The 16,219-nt window shown below is 32.2% G+C and carries 16 protein-coding genes; 11 read left to right on the top strand and 5 right to left on the bottom strand.

The features are described 5' to 3' along the window. The first annotated feature begins 62 nt into the window (after positions 1–62). Positions 63–893 carry a hypothetical protein gene (locus DZ60_RS0115670; RefSeq protein ID WP_025742986.1) on the top strand — a complete coding sequence of 277 codons (831 nt, stop codon included), beginning with the start codon at positions 63–65 and terminating at the stop codon, positions 891–893. A gap of 17 nt (positions 894–910) precedes the next feature. Here the strand turns inward: DZ60_RS0115670 and DZ60_RS0115675 are convergent, their stop codons facing one another. Beyond that, positions 911–1,849 carry a glycosyltransferase family 2 protein gene (locus DZ60_RS0115675; protein ID WP_034229885.1) on the bottom strand — a complete coding sequence of 313 codons (939 nt, stop codon included), beginning with the start codon at positions 1,847–1,849 and terminating at the stop codon, positions 911–913. 1 nt (position 1,850) lies between these two features. Beyond that, entirely contained in the window at positions 1,851–2,903 is a 1,053-nt protein-coding gene (locus tag DZ60_RS0115680) for a glycosyltransferase (protein ID WP_025742988.1), read from the bottom strand. A gap of 202 nt (positions 2,904–3,105) precedes the next feature. On the opposite strand from DZ60_RS0115680, the gene DZ60_RS0115685 reads away from it, so the two are divergent. Both DZ60_RS0115685 and DZ60_RS0115690 read left to right on the top strand, forming a co-directional pair. After that, positions 3,106–3,873: a lipopolysaccharide kinase InaA family protein gene (locus DZ60_RS0115685; RefSeq protein WP_025742989.1), complete on the top strand. Its 768-nt coding sequence runs from the start codon at positions 3,106–3,108 to the stop codon at positions 3,871–3,873. Positions 3,874–3,879: 6 nt separating this feature from the next. Continuing rightward, positions 3,880–4,698: a hypothetical protein gene (locus DZ60_RS0115690; protein ID WP_025742990.1), complete on the top strand. Its 819-nt coding sequence runs from the start codon at positions 3,880–3,882 to the stop codon at positions 4,696–4,698. A gap of 7 nt (positions 4,699–4,705) precedes the next feature. Here the strand turns inward: DZ60_RS0115690 and DZ60_RS0115695 are convergent, their stop codons facing one another. Next, the gene (locus DZ60_RS0115695; protein ID WP_241448750.1) at positions 4,706–5,791 is read right to left on the bottom strand and encodes a glycosyltransferase family 9 protein; all 1,086 of its coding nucleotides are present in this window, start codon (positions 5,789–5,791) and stop codon (positions 4,706–4,708) included. A 101-nt stretch (positions 5,792–5,892) separates the two neighbouring features. Here DZ60_RS0115695 and DZ60_RS0115700 point away from each other — a divergent pair, with 101 nt between their 5' ends. Further along, positions 5,893–6,750: a glycosyltransferase family 2 protein gene (locus DZ60_RS0115700; RefSeq protein WP_025742992.1), complete on the top strand. Its 858-nt coding sequence runs from the start codon at positions 5,893–5,895 to the stop codon at positions 6,748–6,750. Positions 6,751–6,803: 53 nt separating this feature from the next. Here the strand turns inward: DZ60_RS0115700 and DZ60_RS0115705 are convergent, their stop codons facing one another. Beyond that, positions 6,804–7,715 carry a glycosyltransferase family 2 protein gene (locus tag DZ60_RS0115705; protein ID WP_081740514.1) on the bottom strand — a complete coding sequence of 304 codons (912 nt, stop codon included), beginning with the start codon at positions 7,713–7,715 and terminating at the stop codon, positions 6,804–6,806. Positions 7,716–7,763: 48 nt separating this feature from the next. After that, positions 7,764–8,579: a 2,3,4,5-tetrahydropyridine-2,6-dicarboxylate N-succinyltransferase gene (locus DZ60_RS0115710; RefSeq protein ID WP_025742994.1), complete on the bottom strand. Its 816-nt coding sequence runs from the start codon at positions 8,577–8,579 to the stop codon at positions 7,764–7,766. Between the two features lie 127 nt (positions 8,580–8,706). On the opposite strand from DZ60_RS0115710, the gene ruvX reads away from it, so the two are divergent. The 7 genes from ruvX (at position 8,707) to DZ60_RS0115745 (ending at position 16,101) form a co-directional block, all read left to right on the top strand. Then, positions 8,707–9,117, top strand: coding sequence for a Holliday junction resolvase RuvX (gene ruvX, locus DZ60_RS0115715; RefSeq protein ID WP_025742995.1), 411 nt, complete (start codon positions 8,707–8,709; stop codon positions 9,115–9,117). A gap of 24 nt (positions 9,118–9,141) precedes the next feature. After that, entirely contained in the window at positions 9,142–9,732 is a 591-nt protein-coding gene (def, locus tag DZ60_RS0115720) for a peptide deformylase (protein ID WP_025742996.1), read from the top strand. Between the two features lie 93 nt (positions 9,733–9,825). Further along, complete coding sequence (locus tag DZ60_RS0115725; protein ID WP_025742997.1) at positions 9,826–10,245, top strand: DUF5606 family protein; 420 nt, start codon at positions 9,826–9,828, stop codon at positions 10,243–10,245. A gap of 319 nt (positions 10,246–10,564) precedes the next feature. Continuing rightward, a complete protein-coding gene (locus tag DZ60_RS0115730) occupies positions 10,565–12,205 on the top strand; it encodes a CTP synthase (protein ID WP_025742998.1) in 1,641 nt (546 codons plus the stop codon). A gap of 179 nt (positions 12,206–12,384) precedes the next feature. Beyond that, entirely contained in the window at positions 12,385–14,268 is a 1,884-nt protein-coding gene (gene yidC / locus DZ60_RS0115735; RefSeq protein ID WP_025742999.1) for a membrane protein insertase YidC, read from the top strand. A gap of 287 nt (positions 14,269–14,555) precedes the next feature. Next, entirely contained in the window at positions 14,556–15,242 is a 687-nt protein-coding gene (locus DZ60_RS0115740) for a toxin-antitoxin system YwqK family antitoxin (RefSeq protein WP_025743000.1), read from the top strand. Positions 15,243–15,411: 169 nt separating this feature from the next. Next, positions 15,412–16,101, top strand: coding sequence for a hypothetical protein (locus DZ60_RS0115745; RefSeq protein ID WP_241448751.1), 690 nt, complete (start codon positions 15,412–15,414; stop codon positions 16,099–16,101). The last annotated feature ends 118 nt before the right edge of the window (positions 16,102–16,219 follow it).

Below are 16,219 nucleotides of genomic sequence, written 5' to 3' on the forward strand. Positions count from 1 at the left end.
GAACGTTTGACTGTTTTCGAAAAGAAAACTAACATTAAAATTATTATACCTGTAATTACATTATGACCCTAGCAGCACACATTACTTTTTATTATAAAGAAGATAGGTTACAATATTTGACAAAGGTTATTGAAGGGATACAAAGCATTAAAGCTGAGACCAAAATCTTTGTTTACTCTCATCTTCATTTTGAGCTCAAGGAGTATGACAATGTGCAAATTATTGTTCATGGTTTTGCTACTAAAAAGAATAATAAGCTTCATAGTATTCATAGGTTTTATTACCAGACATTATTAGGGTTAGGATTAACAAAACTTGTACATCCGTATTACCTGGCTTGGGTAAACAGAAAATATATAGAAAAGCATGTTGAAGATTTTGATGTGCAAATGTATATAGAAGATGATATACTTTTTGATGCAGCTTCATTTAAGTATTGGCTTGCATATAAGGATTTGTGTATTCAAAATAACTATAATCTTGGATTTGCCCGCGTAGAAGAAGATGCTAAAAATGGTCGCAGATATTGTTCTGATATTGTGAAGCCCTTGAGTAAAATAGTTGAGCTAGAGGGAAAGAAGTTCGTTTTTAATGATATCAATCCTTACTATGGATTTTGGATTTATGATAAGACTGAATTAAAGAATTTTATGAAAAGCAAAGAATGGAAATTTAAATTCAGTAATTATCGAGTTAGAGAGCGCTCTGCTATCGGTTGGCATGGTTTTCAGATGGAGCGATATAAAGGAACTTTGATTCCTCTTGATTCTTCAGGAGAAAATACATATACATCAGATGTTGATGCTCAAGTTCATCATATGCCTAATAATTACATTGGTCATCATACTTTTTGCAAGGTTGAATACCCTTTGGTTATTTCAGAAATTAAGTAGTCTTTCCTAAAGTTATATCACTTTAGAGTTGAATTGATTATTTGTCTTTGTTTTAATGATCTAGAAAGGGGAGCTCCCTGAATTAGGATAAAAAACAGTTTCCAATAACTGGGCTTTATGATAGATGTGAAAAAATACCTAATGATGTAATAGGTTATCAGTATTCGATAATGAAACCATCCAAAATGTTTTCTGATATAATAAAGCAATGAGATTTTTTGCTCAATTTTTATTAGGATACTTTTCTTGATACTCATGCTTTTGTAATGCACATATTCTAATTGAGGAACCAGAAATGTGTACTTGTTTTTTTCTTTTAGGAGTCGTCTGCATAAATCTGATTCTTCATAATATAGAAACAAATTCGAATCAAAACCGCCAACTTCATCAAAATCTTTTGCATTAATAAACATAAACGAACCTTGTACATAATGTACTTTTATGGGTTGCTCGTATGTTTTCTTACGGTTTAGGTATGTTTTCGGGAAAAGATGCTCAAGCAATGGTCTTCGGAATATTTCTCTTTGAATTGAAGAAAAATGATCAATGGTTACTCTAAAATTCTTATCCTCATCTAGCATTTGTGGGGAGCACACAGCAGCATCAGGATGATTGTCCATAAACTTTTTAAGTTCAAATAAGCAATCCTTACTAATCTGTAAGGTGTCATTATTTATAAAAGCATAATATTTACATGGTGTTCCGTATTGTACACCCAGCATGTTGCCTGCACCAAAACCAACATTTTGTTTGCTACGAATTAATTTAACTTGAGAAGCGTTAAGTGCATCAACGTGTTCTTGCAATAATTGGTAGCTTTCCTTTGTGGATCCGTTATCAATAATAATAATTTCATAAGAAATACGATCTCCTGTGTTTTTTAATATAGACTCTATACACCCTATGGTGTACGAGGTAGTGTTATAATTGATTAGAATACAGCTTACATCTATCATTTTATTCAAGTATGGGGAGCCATTTTTGTGCAATAGCATTAGGTAAATAATTCATTGATTGCTTTACGGCATTTTTTGATTTAGTTTCATCAAAATTTTCAAAACTAAGTATTTTACTCAGTATTTGTGCAACATCGCCTTCTTCAAAAAGGAATCCTGTTTCCTCTGTAATTATTTCTTTAGGACCAGAATGTTTTGGAGCAATAGGAATTAGTCCTTGAGCCATACTTTCTATAATAATTAGCCCAAATAGTTCTTCCCATTTGCGATTTCTTTTAGAATTTAACAAAGAGTATTCATGCTTGCCTAACTCTTTATTTAATGCCGCTTTATCACTCATATGCCCATGGTAGCTTATGTTTTCATGGGTGTCGGCATATTTTTTTACTAATTCTTCCTGTTTTCCTTTTCCAATAATGGTTAGAGATCCAGCAGGATGATTAGAAAAGAAAAGTAATAATTCTTCCAATCCTTTTTGCTCAACTAATCTACCAAGATATATAAAACTATTTCTTTTTCTATTGGATTTTATGTCTTGTGAAAATTCCTTGTCAATTGCATGATTAACTACACTTATTTTGTTTTCGTGTAGTTTATAATTTTCCTGTAACTGTGTTTTACTTTGAGTGGTTACAGCAAAAATATGTGTTACTTTTATTTCTAGAAAATCTTGCCATTCCTTAAATACTTTGGGGGAGTTCTTTTTTGTTTTTGGGTGAAAGCTTTTGTCCCAATAGGTCCAAGAGGTATGATAGTAAATTTTGTGCCTTTTTAGATAAAATAACACGAAACTTAGTTTGTTGTCAAAAGGAGCAATGCCGAGGACTACCTTTTTATCTTTTGTAAATAACAGGTTAATGAAAAAGGCAGTGTTTATTAGTTGTTTGTAGAATAGGTTAAAATTCAGTTTGAAAATAGATTTTATAGTTTTACTAAAAATCGAAAATTCTCGATGCTTGAGTTGTATGTTATTTTCTTGTAATAAGTAATCTAAACCGGTGTAGTGATTTTTTGCACCATTTTTATGAAGAATATAAACTGTTTTTTGACTCATTAACCTATGTGGATTTGTGTTTACAAATGTAGGAGATTAATTTGTTAAAAGGTAACTGATCATGGTAAATACCGAGTTTTTGGAACGAAGAAAAAAAGACCTCCGTAGATTTTTCCGTCTATTCTGGTTTTAATTTGAATATATTTGCGAAAATTAGAAAGCAAGAATTTTAGTTTTTGTTGCAGAGTAAATAATTGAGAAAATGCAAAAAAAGATCGAAATACATCCTAATTATAAAACGATAGGAGCGGAGCTAAAAAGCACCATATCTACCTTTGATTCTTATGAGGATATATTGGGAGATGGAGATCGGAATGTAATAAAAGTAGTCGGTTTAGGGACTAAAAAATACACGATTAAGTCATTTAAGATACCTAATTTTATTAATCAGGTAGTGTATCGATTTTTTCGAAAATCAAAGGCCGAACGATCGTATCAATATGCTAATAAATTATTAGAATTAGGGATAAACACACCCTTTCCTGTAGCATACCAGATAGAAGGGAGTTCTCTTTTATTCAAAAAAAGTTTTTATATCAGCGAGTTAGTGTCTTGTGATTTGACATACAGAGAACTTTCGTCAAATTTAGATCTGCCCAATCACGAAGATATGCTTCGTGCCTTTACCCGATTTACACATGATCTTCATAAAAACGGAATTAATTTTCTGGATCATTCGCCAGGCAATACGTTAATTAAGAAAGTTGGTAATGACTATGAATTTTATTTGGTAGATCTAAATCGAATGAACTTTGGTGAAATGGATTTTGAAACAAGGATAAAAAACTTTTCTAAGTTGACTATTCATGAATCCATTGTACGAGTTATGAGTAATGAGTATTCAAAATGTACGGGAGAGGATGAGAATACAATTTTTAATTTGATGTGGGCAGAAACACAAGAATTTCAAGAACGATTTTATCGTAAGAAACGTTGGAAAAATAGAATACTTTTCTGGAGGAAAAAATAGAAAAAGATGAAGCTAAAAGAACTACCAAAATCTTTATATCATACCCTTAGACTAAAATCTTTGTCAAGTACTACCTTGTCCAGTTATTCTGAAGAATCTGTTCCGGTAATAGTATCTTTAACAACAATTCCGTCTAGAATTAATAAAGTTGATATTACGATACGAAGTATTTTAATGCAGACTAAAAGGCCTAAAAAAGTGGTGCTTTGGCTTCCTGAATCTCTAAGAGGTAAGATACCTAAGAGTTTAGACTTACTGCAACAAGGAGTTTTTGAGATTAAGTTTTCGCATTTAACCTGTTCGCATAAAAAATTGATTCATAGTCTACAGGAATATCCAGATGATGTTATTGTTACCTGTGATGATGATTTTATTTATAATCAAAACTGGTTGGATTTTTTGTATAATCAGCACATCAAATATCCTAAGTCAATAGTAGCAAATCAGGCAAGAATGATCCGATATTCTAAAGAGGGAGATTTGTTACCCTATAAGAATTGGATATATGACAAAGACAAAGGTGCTTCTGATAAAAGCATTTTACCTATAGGAGCAAATGGTGTATTATACCCTCCAGGGGCATTGCATAAAGATGTTTTTGATGAAAATTTGTTTTTTAAATTAGCACCCAAAGCCGATGATCTATGGTTTAAGGCTATGGCTTTATTACAGCATACCGAAAGTAGGTTGTCAGATAAGATACCGCCAATTCCTATTCCCATAATGGGAACACAAAAAGTATCGCTAAAGAAAGAAAACATCGATAAAGGTAAGAATGTGATACAATGGAAAGCACTTCAGGATTATTTTAATCTTAAATTATAGTAATATACTATTTCATTAAGTTCGTAATATAGTTATTTAGCTTAGGGATAATTCGTTCTGGAGTTAATTCTTTATATAACTCGATTGACTTGTTTTTTAGTTTTTTATACGTAACTTCTTTGTAAATTTCTGGATTGTAGTCTATTAGATGTGTTGAGTCATGGTGTTTTCCGTCTTCAAACATATTCCAGACGTCTTTTCTGATCCAAGGAGAGAAAATGGTAAACGTATTTATATCAAGTGCTTTAGCCATATTAACAGCTCCACCCTCATTACCAATAAGCATGGTGCAGTGAGATAGAATACCAATAAATTCTCTTAGGTTTTTGCCGAAAACATTAAAATGAATATGTTTTTGGGTGGTTTTGTGGGTTAGGTCATAAATTTCTTTGGCCTCTCTTATTTGATTAGGGATGTAATTAAAAATGATATTTCCTTGAGTGATCAAGGCTATAAAATCAATAATTTTGGCCATGTATAGCGGAGGTAAAGATTTTTCTTTAGAGCTTCCTAAGACACTAATCATTATCAGCGGAGTTTTTGCATCTAGTTCATTGTATTGGAGATATTTTTTGGCAGATATTCGCTCTTCGTTTGTCAAAAATATCATCGGTCTGATGATGTTAGCTACAATATCTTCTTCTTTGTGTATTAGTCGTAATCTATTTTCTAAAGCGTTCCCTGCATTGGTAAGGGTAATTGGTTTTCTCTTTATGGTAGACGTGTAGAAAATACTGGTATACCATTTATAATATGATATTTTTTCATTGGCACCTGAGAATAAGGTGATGAGGTTACTCTCGGTTTTTCCGTATGCGTCAATAACCATTGTATAGTTTTTATTCCTTATCTTTTTTAGAAACTTGAAAAAGGATTGTTTACTATCCTTATACTCTTTTTCGAAAGGAATAATAGTGTCAATAAAAGGATTGTTTTTTATAACTGGGATCGTATTCGGGTATACCAAATAATCAATAATTGCTTCTGGGTATTTTTTTTTAAGGCCTTCGCAAAGGATTGAACTAAGTAGGACATCTCCTATCATTTTTTGTTGAATAACCAGTATACTATACATATATTTTTTTCGTTTCACTTAAAAAAGGTAAATTTAATTAATTATTAAGAAGGAAGGAGATAAACGATCTTTTGATTTTTTAGTTCTATATAAAATGTATTTCAACTATATTTGTACTCATGAGAACAATTGATACCTCGATAATAATAAGTACTTATAACTCACCGGATTGGTTAGAAAAGGTGTTGTATGGTTATAATTGTCAGGATTATAAAGGTTTTGAAATTGTTATTGCAGACGATGGCTCTAGAAATGATACGTTGCGATTAATTGCCAAAATGCGAAAAGAAGTGTTTTATCCTATAGTTCATGTATGGCATGAGGATAATGGATTTCAAAAATCTCAAATTCTGAATAAGGCAATCGAAAAATGTAGTACTTCGTATATCATTATGAGTGATGGTGATTGTATCCCCAGAAAAGATTTTGTATCTCATCATGTGGACAGAAGACAAAAGGGTTATTTTCTTTCTGGAGGATATTTTATGCTTCCAATGAATATTTCTAAGCTAATATCACAAGAAAATATTGAGGAAGGTCAATGCTTTGATGTTGATTGGTTAAAGGAGAATGGTTTAGGATCCTCTTTTAAAACAAAAAAACTTACTGCTAAGGGTCTCGAGGCGTCTTTGTTAAATGCTTTTACCCCGACGAATGCAAGTTGGAATGGTCATAACTCTTCTGGATGGAAAGAAGATATTCTTAAGGTAAATGGCTTTGATGAACGCATGCAATATGGTGGTCAGGATAGAGAATTAGGAGAACGATTGTTTAATCTAGGTATAAAAAGTAAACAGATTCGCTACCACGCTATATGTATACATTTGGATCATCCTCGTGGATATAAAAATCAAGAGTCTATTGATAAGAATTTGGCCATTAGAAAATCTACTAGGATTCACAAGAAAAAATGGACAGACCACGGGATCGTTAAAAATCCAGAATTTGATTTCCTTACTAATAATAAAGTGGGATAATATTCTTTTAGAATTATTTTAGTAAAAAATAAGGAGTTGAATAATTATAATCTTTAGTTTCTATTCTTTCGAAGTAACCAAAGTTTGACATATCTCATAAAAATAGCATAAGATTGTACGTATCCTATAACTAATCCAGGAACTCCATCCCTAAATCCACTTTGTAAAAAATAGTGTTTAAAGAACCCCCAAAATGGCTTTATTATAAAGTGATATGCTGTAAGTTTCTTTGTTTTTGTATCATAATCTTTTGCTTGCCAAGTTGCATATTTGTTTAATTTGGCAATATATGCATCAAAAGTAGTGTATGTATTATGATAGAATTTATTGGTAAGCATGCCTATTTTACCTTCGGTAATAATTTCTTCATGCACATGATTATTATCATATTTGCATTCGTCTCGATGAAATAATCGAATTACCTTGTCGTTTCGCCATCCACTGTAGTATATTCTTTCGCCCATAAAATGATTCATTCGCTTTATCCAATAAGCTACAAAACCGTCTTTACCTGGGTTTTTTAGAATAGTTAGTACTTCTTCTTTAAGTTCTGGTGTTACTCGTTCATCGGCATCAACCAACAGTATCCATTCATAGTTAGCTTGTGGGATTGCCCAGTTTTTTTGAACCGATGGATAATCAAATTCTCTTTTTATGATAAAGTCAGTATATTCTTTTGCGATATCAACTGTTTTATCCGTACTGTATGAATCAACTACCATAATTTCATCGGCAAAAGAAACAGATTCTAATACTCCTCTGATATTATGTTCTTCATTATAACAAGGGATGATCGCTGTAAGCTTTTCTCGATGTGAAGTTTTTTTTTCTATGACAGTTCGTTTTTTAAGATAAAAATTAAATGTTTTAGTTGATTCTGATAATGAGAGTAAAACTATAACTAAATTTAAGAAAAAAGTTTGGCGAATATATGGTTTTCCTAGGTGTTTAACAAAAAAACGCATGTGTTTTGCAAATTGAAAATACATGCGTTTTTTAAGATGAGCAGATAGTTAAACGGCTACATCATATTCTCTAAGAGCATCATTCAGAGAAGTTTTCTTATCAGTACTTTCTTTGCGTTTTCCTATAATTAATGCACAAGGAACGTTGTATTCTCCTGCAGCAAATTTTTTAGTATAACTTCCAGGTATAACTACAGAACCAGCGGGAACTAATCCTTTTCTTTCGATAGGAGTATCACCAGTAACATCAATTATTTTGGTTGAAGCAGTCAAAACAACATTGGCACCAAGTACAGCTTCTTTTTCTACTCGAACACCTTCTACAACAATACATCTCGATCCGATAAAAGCATTATCTTCAATAATAACGGGTGCTGCCTGCAGTGGTTCAAGAACACCACCAATACCGACACCGCCACTTAGATGTACATTTTTTCCGATTTGAGCGCAGCTACCCACAGTTGCCCATGTGTCAACCATAGTTCCCTCATCTACATACGCACCAATATTTACATAACTTGGCATTAGAATAGTACCAGGGGATATGTATGCTCCATGTCGCGCAACCGCATTTGGTACTACACGAATTCCTTTGGCCTCATATCCTTTTTTGAGTGGGATTTTGTCATGATATTCAAATATACCCGCTTCTAGTGTTTCCATTTTTTGAATAGGAAAATAGAGTACAACCCCTTTTTTTACCCATTCATTTACTTGCCACCCATCTGCAACAGGTTCAGCAACTCTAAGTTCACCTGCATCTAACAAATTAACAACTTCTCTTATTGCACTTTGCGTGTCTGATTCTTTTAAAAGAGCTCTGTTTTCCCAGGCCTTTTCTATGATTTCCTTTAGTTGGTCCATCGATTAAAAAATTTTGGTAAAGATAATAGCTTCCACATAAAAAAAGTATCAATTCTTGATGATTTAGGAAATCGATAATAAATAAGGTGTTTTTGTAATAATGTTATATTTTTGCAGAAAAATAGATATGGCAAGAATCATGGCAATAGATTATGGAGGTAAACGTTGTGGTGTAGCAATTACTGACGAATCTCAGATTATTGCTTCAGGATTAACAACAGTTGATACCAAGGATATTTTGTCGTGGTTACAAGAGTATGTGTCTAAAGAACAGGTTGAGCTTTTTGTTGTTGGTGAACCAAAAAGATTACATGGAGAGCCTTCAGAAAGCGAAAAGTTAATTCAGCCTTTTTTAGAAAAATTAAATAAATTAATTCCTGATATTCCGGTTAAAAGATTGGATGAACGTTTTACTTCAAAAATGGCATTTGATACTATGATAGCTAGTGGTATTTCAAAAAAGAAGAGAAGAGATAAAGCATTGGTTGATCAAATTAGTGCAACCATTATACTTCAGGATTATCTTTATAACCAATAATAAAATAAATAAGTAATATACTATATGATACTTCCCATTGTAGCATACGGAGATCCTGTACTAAAGAAAAAAGCAAAAATAATTGATGCAGTATATCCAAAACTGACAGAATTATTAGAAAACATGTTTGAAACCATGTATAATGCCCACGGAGTTGGATTAGCAGCTCCTCAGATAGGGTTGCCTATTCGATTATTTATTGTGGACACGAATCCTTTTTCTGAAGATGAGGAGTTGTCAGAAGAAGAAGCAAGTAAGCTTAAAGGGTTTAAAAAGGTGTTCATTAATGCTACTATTTTAGAAGAAACAGGAGAAGAATGGGCTTTTAGCGAAGGGTGTCTTAGTATTCCTGATGTTCGTGAAGATGTATTTAGAAAAGAAACGATTAAAATAAAATATGTTGACGAGAATTTTGTAGAACATATAGAAGTTTATAGTGGACTTATTGCAAGGGTTATTCAGCATGAATATGATCATATAGAAGGAGTTTTATTTACAGATAAACTTTCTACCCTGAAGAAAAGGTTGATAAAAGGGAAATTGATGAATATTTCTAAAGGAAAAATTAATTCAGAATATCGTATGCGTTTTCCTTTGGCAAAAAAAGGAAGATAAATGCCTTCATTTATTTTACAAATATTTATGTTCATTAATGCTTGATTTTTTAAAACGAACTACAGATATTTGCCAACTTTGAAAAGTATATATATGAGTTTAGATAAAATATTAGCAATATCCGGTAAGCCAGGTCTTTATGAATTGAAGACGCAAACACGTAGTGGTTTTTTGGCGGAATCTTTATTAGATGGAAAAAAAATATCGGTCAGTATAAGAAATAATGTAAGTGTATTAAGTGAAATTGCCATTTATACATTTACAGAAGAAGTGCCGTTGAGAGAAATATTTAAGAAGATTCATGAGAAAGAAGGAGGGGATCAGTCGATAAGCCATAAAGAATCTAAGAACAAACTAGAAACTTACTTTAGTGAAGTATTGCCTGATTATGATGAAGATAGAGTGTATGTTAGTGATATGAAGAAAGTCATTCAATGGTATAATATTTTACAGTCAAAAGGAATAACAGATTTTTCTGAACCAGAAGAAAAATCTTCTGAAGAAGAAGAATAAAAGTATAGCTTTTACTATCAAAATCCTGTCGAGAGACGGGATTTTGATTTTATTGCATCTATTTATTTCATTTTTAGTTTTTTAGCTCATACTGTCTTTGTTGATATCGTTAGAGCATTTTGATATAAAACATCGCGAAATAACTGTGTTTACAGTAGCTTAAGGATCTCATGAGGTTTCTTGTATATAAACCGAGATTGAGATATTAAAAGGATTATGAATAAGTTGTGTAATAATGATGCATTTTCGATGTACCATTACATGACTTCTTTGTATTTTTGGGCAAATTTTAATACAATCTTACAAATATTTAGTTTTCATGGCTAATACCAAATATATTTTTGTAACCGGAGGTGTATCTTCCTCTTTGGGGAAAGGAATTATTGCTGCTTCTTTGGCAAAACTTGTACAAGCAAGAGGATACAGAGTTACAATTCAAAAGCTGGATCCTTATATTAATGTTGATCCAGGAACCTTGAATCCATATGAGCATGGTGAATGCTATGTAACTGATGATGGTGCGGAGACAGATCTTGATTTAGGACATTATGAACGTTTTTTGAATACTCCAACTTCTCAAGCTAATAACGTTACAACTGGTAGGATTTATCAAAGTGTAATCGAAAAAGAACGCCGTGGAGAGTTTTTAGGAAAAACAGTTCAGGTCGTTCCTCATATCACAAATGAAATTAAGGAAAGAATTCAGATTTTAGGAAAGAGTGGAGATTATGATATAGTTATTACCGAAATAGGAGGAACCGTAGGTGATATAGAATCATTGCCATACATAGAAGCTGTTCGTCAATTAAAATGGGAATTAGGTGATACCAATGCTTTAGTAATTCATTTAACCTTAATACCTTATCTTTCTGCAGCAGGAGAACTAAAAACAAAACCAACACAGCATAGTGTAAAAACTTTGATGGAGAGCGGTATAAAAGCAGATATTTTAGTTTGCAGAACAGAGCATGAACTCTCTGATGATTTGCGAAGAAAATTAGCCCTGTTTTGTAATGTTAAACAAGAGGCAGTTATACAGTCTATTGACGCCTCTACAATTTATGATGTACCTAATTTAATGTTAGAAGAAGGACTGGATACGGTCGTTCTAAAACAATTAGTGCTGCGAGATGATGATCAACCAAATCTAGATAGTTGGAATAACTTTTTAGATCGACATAAAAACCCAAAACACGAAGTAACTGTTGGACTGATAGGAAAGTATGTTGAATTACAAGATTCTTATAAATCGATTCTTGAAGCGTTCATTCATGCCGGTGCAGAAAATGAAGTAAAGGTAAACGTAGTATCAATTCACTCAGAGTATATAAATGAAGATACTATAAAAAACAAAATAGCAAACTTAGACGGAGTTTTGGTGGCTCCTGGTTTTGGAGAACGAGGTATAGAAGGTAAAATAATGGCGGTGCAGTATGCCCGAGAAAACAAAGTACCATTTTTTGGGATCTGTTTAGGTATGCAAATGGCGGTTATTGAGTATTCGCGAAATGTATTAGGGCTTAAGGAGGCGTGTTCTGTTGAGGTAGATGAAGAGGCTTCTTATCCAGTTATTAATCTTATGGAAGAACAGAAAAATATTACTGAGATGGGAGGGACCATGCGATTAGGGGCCTGGGATTGCGAATTGACTGAAGGAAGTAAAGTTTTTGAAGCGTATAATGTTTCACATATCGCAGAACGTCATCGTCATCGTTATGAATATAATAATGCATACAAAGAGCAACTAGAGGATGCGGGACTTAAAACTACTGGGGTCAATCCAAAAACAGGATTGGTAGAAATTATAGAACTTCCTGACCATCCTTGGTTTGTTGGGGTACAATATCATCCGGAATATAAAAGTACAGTAGCTATGCCACATCCTTTATTTATTGCTTTTGTAAAAGCAGCTGTAGAATACTCAAAAAGTAAAAAAAGTGCCAAAGTGTCACAAGGATAGTAATTGGCGGGATAATTGAAATTGAATTATAATAAGTTTAGACATATAAAGTATTAGGTCCATTTTTTAATATGAACCAGGGTAATAAAATTCTTGTAAGTCTTTTGAAAAATAAATAAATATAAACAGATGAAAGCCTATCTGAATCCATCAGAAATAGGCTTTTTATACTTAAGTACATGGAAGAAAAGAAATTTGATCTGAATTCAATAATCGGATTTGCACTTATTTTTGGAATCATAGTTTGGATGTTTTATCTAAATCAGCCAACACCAGAAGAAATAGAGGCAGAAAAAGCTAAAAAAGAACAGGTAGCTGCGGACAAAAAAGTAGAAAAGGAAAATACCACTGATTTTGTAAGCGAAAGTGAAGCAATAGTGGTTAATCCTCAGGATTCAGTTGCCTTATTAAATGCAAAGTCTCAATTAGGAGCATTTGCTTATTCTGCTAGTTTGCCATCTGCAAAAGAGGAGTTTACTCTCATCGAAAACGAACTGTTAAGTCTTAAAGTAAGTAATAGAGGAGGATATATATCAGAAGCATTATTGAAAAATTTCAAGACATATGATTCTGTACCTTTATATCTTATTAAGGATGGAAAAAATGCTTCTTTCAATATAAATTTCGGAACAACAGATAATCGCATACTTAATACGAAAGATTTATTTTTTGAACCTGCAGTTAGCAAAAGTGGAGAGAATACAATTTTATCTATGAAGCTAAAGGTTTCTGATTCTAAATATTTAGAATATCGCTATGAGCTGAAGCCTAATGACTATATGCTTGATTTTACTGTTAGGTCTCAGGGATTACAGCAAGTTATTAATAGCAGTCAAACCGTGAACCTTGATTGGAAATTACAAGCAATACGACATGCAAAAAGTGCATCATATGAGAATCGTTATACAGATATTCATTATGAGTTTGATGGTGATAGAGATGATTTTACAGGCCAAGGAGAGTTCGATGATGAACAAGAAGATAATGTAAGTTGGATAGGATTTAAACAACATTTCTTTACTTCTATTTTGTTTACAGATACGCCATTTAAGACAGCATCCTTTACCTCAAAAAATATTGCAAGTACAACAGAACTTGATGATAAGGATATCAAAGTAACCAAAGAGTTTGCAGCATCTATGCCATTAGAGTTACAAGGGGGAGAATTAAATTATAACATGGATTGGTATTATGGTCCTACCGATTATGAGATTCTTAACGCATATGACCGTAACCTTGATGAAATTGTACCATTAGGATGGGGGATTTTTGGAGTTATTAACCGATATATATTTATACCATTTTTCGGATTCTTAAGTGGTTTTCTTCCTTATGGACTGGCAATTGTTGTTATGACTATTATTGTTCGTATCGTATTATCCCCTGTTACGTATAAGTCATATGTTTCTCAGGCCAAAATGAAAGTTTTAAGGCCAGAGATTACAGAAATTAACGAAAAGTATAAAGACAATGCCATGAAAAAGCAGCAGGAAACTATGGCGCTTTATGGTAAAGCAGGAGTGAACCCGATGAGTGGCTGCTTACCAGCATTAATGCAGATACCCGTCTTTTATGCCTTGTTTAACTTTTTTCCAAGTGCCTTTCAGTTACGACAAAAGAGTTTTTTGTGGGCAGATGATTTATCAAGTTACGATAATATAGCACAATTACCATTTACAATTCCATTTTATGGGGATCATGTTAGTTTGTTTCCAATATTAGCGTCTATAGCTATTTTTATATATATGACAATGACTACAGGTCAAACTATGCAGACACAGCAGCCGGGAATGCCAAATATGAAATTCATAATGTATCTTTCTCCGCTGATGATGTTATTCTTCTTTAATAATTATGCTAGTGGATTGTCACTGTATTATTTTATCTCCAACTTAATTACTATTGGTATTATGTTAGTAATCAAAAATGTGATTATAGATGAAGATAAAATTCATGCCAAAATTCAAGAGAATAAGAAGAAACCCAAGAAACAAGGGAAATTTCAGAAAAAAATGAAAGAATTAATGGAGCAAGCAGAAGAACAAAAAGCAAAAAAGAAATAAATCTTTTTGATATATTATAGAAAGAGCCCCTTTTTTAAGGGGCTTTTTTGCGTTTTATACCATAGTTTCATATTTTTAATTAACCATATTGGTATACTTTTTGAAAACTATATTCGTTGAATTAATCATCTAACGTATTATTTGTTTAGATTCTTTGAAAAAAAAGGAGATGTTTTTCAGAAAATCGAAAAGTTAAATGAACAAGTTATACGTCACGAATTTGTTATTTCTTATATAGGCAACACCTATAAAGAATAATAATAAAGGATATAAATTAAATAATAATTATGCGAAGTGTTTTTTTAATTTGTCTCATACATATTACAGGTTTTTCTGTTACGGCTCAAGAATATAATGCATTTGATGCTGAAGGAAAAAGACATGGAAAATGGCAGAAAAAATATGAAAACTCTGATCAACTGCGTTATGAAGGAACTTTTGAGCATGGAAAAGAAGTAGGTGAATTTAAGTTCTATAAACCTACAAATGGTGAGTTTCCCACAGCTATAAAATTTTACTCTAAAGATACGGATACGGTAAAAGTAAAATATTTCACAAAAAAAGGAAGGGTAATTAGTCAAGGTCAACTAATTAATAAAGATAGAGTAGGGACTTGGCAATACTATCATAATGAAGATAATAAGATTATGATGATTGAACAATATCAGTCAGGAAAGCTGCATGGTTATCAAAGAACCTATTTCAAGAACGGACAAATCACTGAGGATACACCGTATTACAATGGTAATAAGCATGGTAAAAGTATAATGTACTCAGATACAGGAGTAGTATTGAAAGAATTTATTTATGAACACGGTCAATTGCATGGTTTAACTAAGTATTATGATACAGATGGTACATTAATGATAGAAGGTAAATATAAAAGAGACAGAAAAGATAGTATCTGGAATTATTATACAAATGGAAAACTTACTGAACAAAAATTATTTCCTGTTTCAAAAAGAGGGTTGTAAAGCCTAGGGGTTTTATTCTCCTAAATGGTAAGTATACTTGATCAAAACACATTATTTATTGAATATTGTATTGAAAATAATAAGTAAAATACTTCTATTTTGCTTTTTGACAATGGTTACACAGATCGGCGGATTTGCACTGTTACTAAGTTTTTATATTAACAAAAAATTGAAAATTAGTTTTTTGGGTAGACCGCTCATTACTTTTGTAACAGTATACCTCATATTTTCATTGGTAATAGTGCCCATTGTAGCTCCGATTTTTGGAAGGGAGAAAGTAAAACATATCAATAACATTTATCCTGTAAATTATATGACGGTTTTGCTCAACAGAAACTATGTTAGGCCAGACCTAAACAAGATGTTACAAAATACGGCAAAAGAGTTAGAGAATACAGGGATATACATACACTACTTAGATGCAAACTTTCCATTCATGGACAGTTTTCCTCTTCTACCACATTTGAGCCATAGTGATGGTAAGAAAATAGATGTTAGTTTGATTTATGAAACTCCAGAAGGCATAATTTCTTCTTCTCAGAAATCAATGAGTGGTTACGGAGTTTTTGAACCTCCCAAAACTAAAGAGTTTAATCAGATAGCTATTTGTCTTAAAAATGGGTATCTTCAATATGACTTTCCTAAATATGTAACTTTCGGAAAAATAAATAAAAACCTTTCTTTTTCTGATGCAGGCACAAAAAGATTAATTCAAGGATTTTTGAAAAGTAATTTATTAGGTAAACTTTTTATTGAACCTCATTTAAAACAAAGACTTAGATTAAATAATACAAAAGTAAAATATCACGGTTGTCAAGCGGTGCGACATGATGACCATATTCACCTACAATTAAAATAGGAGTATACACCTTTATAAATAATGAGACGATGGTATAATAATTGCCATTTTTATCCCAAGAAGTAGTATTATCCTCGTATATCTAAACGTTGTAATAGGAGTTTGTAATAAGACTTAG

The organism is Aquimarina pacifica, from assembly GCF_000520955.1.
Classification (GTDB): Bacteria; Bacteroidota; Bacteroidia; order Flavobacteriales; family Flavobacteriaceae; genus Aquimarina; species Aquimarina pacifica.

Excerpts from the sequence above, each read along its gene's own strand:
- DZ60_RS0115725 (WP_025742997.1), top strand. The coding sequence starts at position 9,826 with ATGAGTTTAGATAAAATATTAGCAATATCCGGTAAGCCAGGTCTTTAT.
- DZ60_RS0115675 (WP_034229885.1), bottom strand. The coding sequence starts at position 1,849 with ATGATAGATGTAAGCTGTATTCTAATCAATTATAACACTACCTCGTAC.
- DZ60_RS0115700 (WP_025742992.1), top strand. The coding sequence starts at position 5,893 with ATGAGAACAATTGATACCTCGATAATAATAAGTACTTATAACTCACCG.
- DZ60_RS0115690 (WP_025742990.1), top strand. The coding sequence starts at position 3,880 with ATGAAGCTAAAAGAACTACCAAAATCTTTATATCATACCCTTAGACTA.
- DZ60_RS0115685 (WP_025742989.1), top strand. The coding sequence starts at position 3,106 with ATGCAAAAAAAGATCGAAATACATCCTAATTATAAAACGATAGGAGCG.
- yidC (WP_025742999.1), top strand. The coding sequence starts at position 12,385 with ATGGAAGAAAAGAAATTTGATCTGAATTCAATAATCGGATTTGCACTT.
- DZ60_RS0115670 (WP_025742986.1), top strand. The coding sequence starts at position 63 with ATGACCCTAGCAGCACACATTACTTTTTATTATAAAGAAGATAGGTTA.
- DZ60_RS0115705 (WP_081740514.1), bottom strand. The coding sequence starts at position 7,715 with ATGCGTTTTTTTGTTAAACACCTAGGAAAACCATATATTCGCCAAACT.
- ruvX (WP_025742995.1), top strand. The coding sequence starts at position 8,707 with ATGGCAAGAATCATGGCAATAGATTATGGAGGTAAACGTTGTGGTGTA.
- DZ60_RS0115740 (WP_025743000.1), top strand. The coding sequence starts at position 14,556 with ATGCGAAGTGTTTTTTTAATTTGTCTCATACATATTACAGGTTTTTCT.
- DZ60_RS0115710 (WP_025742994.1), bottom strand. The coding sequence starts at position 8,579 with ATGGACCAACTAAAGGAAATCATAGAAAAGGCCTGGGAAAACAGAGCT.
- DZ60_RS0115680 (WP_025742988.1), bottom strand. The coding sequence starts at position 2,903 with ATGAGTCAAAAAACAGTTTATATTCTTCATAAAAATGGTGCAAAAAAT.
- def (WP_025742996.1), top strand. The coding sequence starts at position 9,142 with ATGATACTTCCCATTGTAGCATACGGAGATCCTGTACTAAAGAAAAAA.
- DZ60_RS0115730 (WP_025742998.1), top strand. The coding sequence starts at position 10,565 with ATGGCTAATACCAAATATATTTTTGTAACCGGAGGTGTATCTTCCTCT.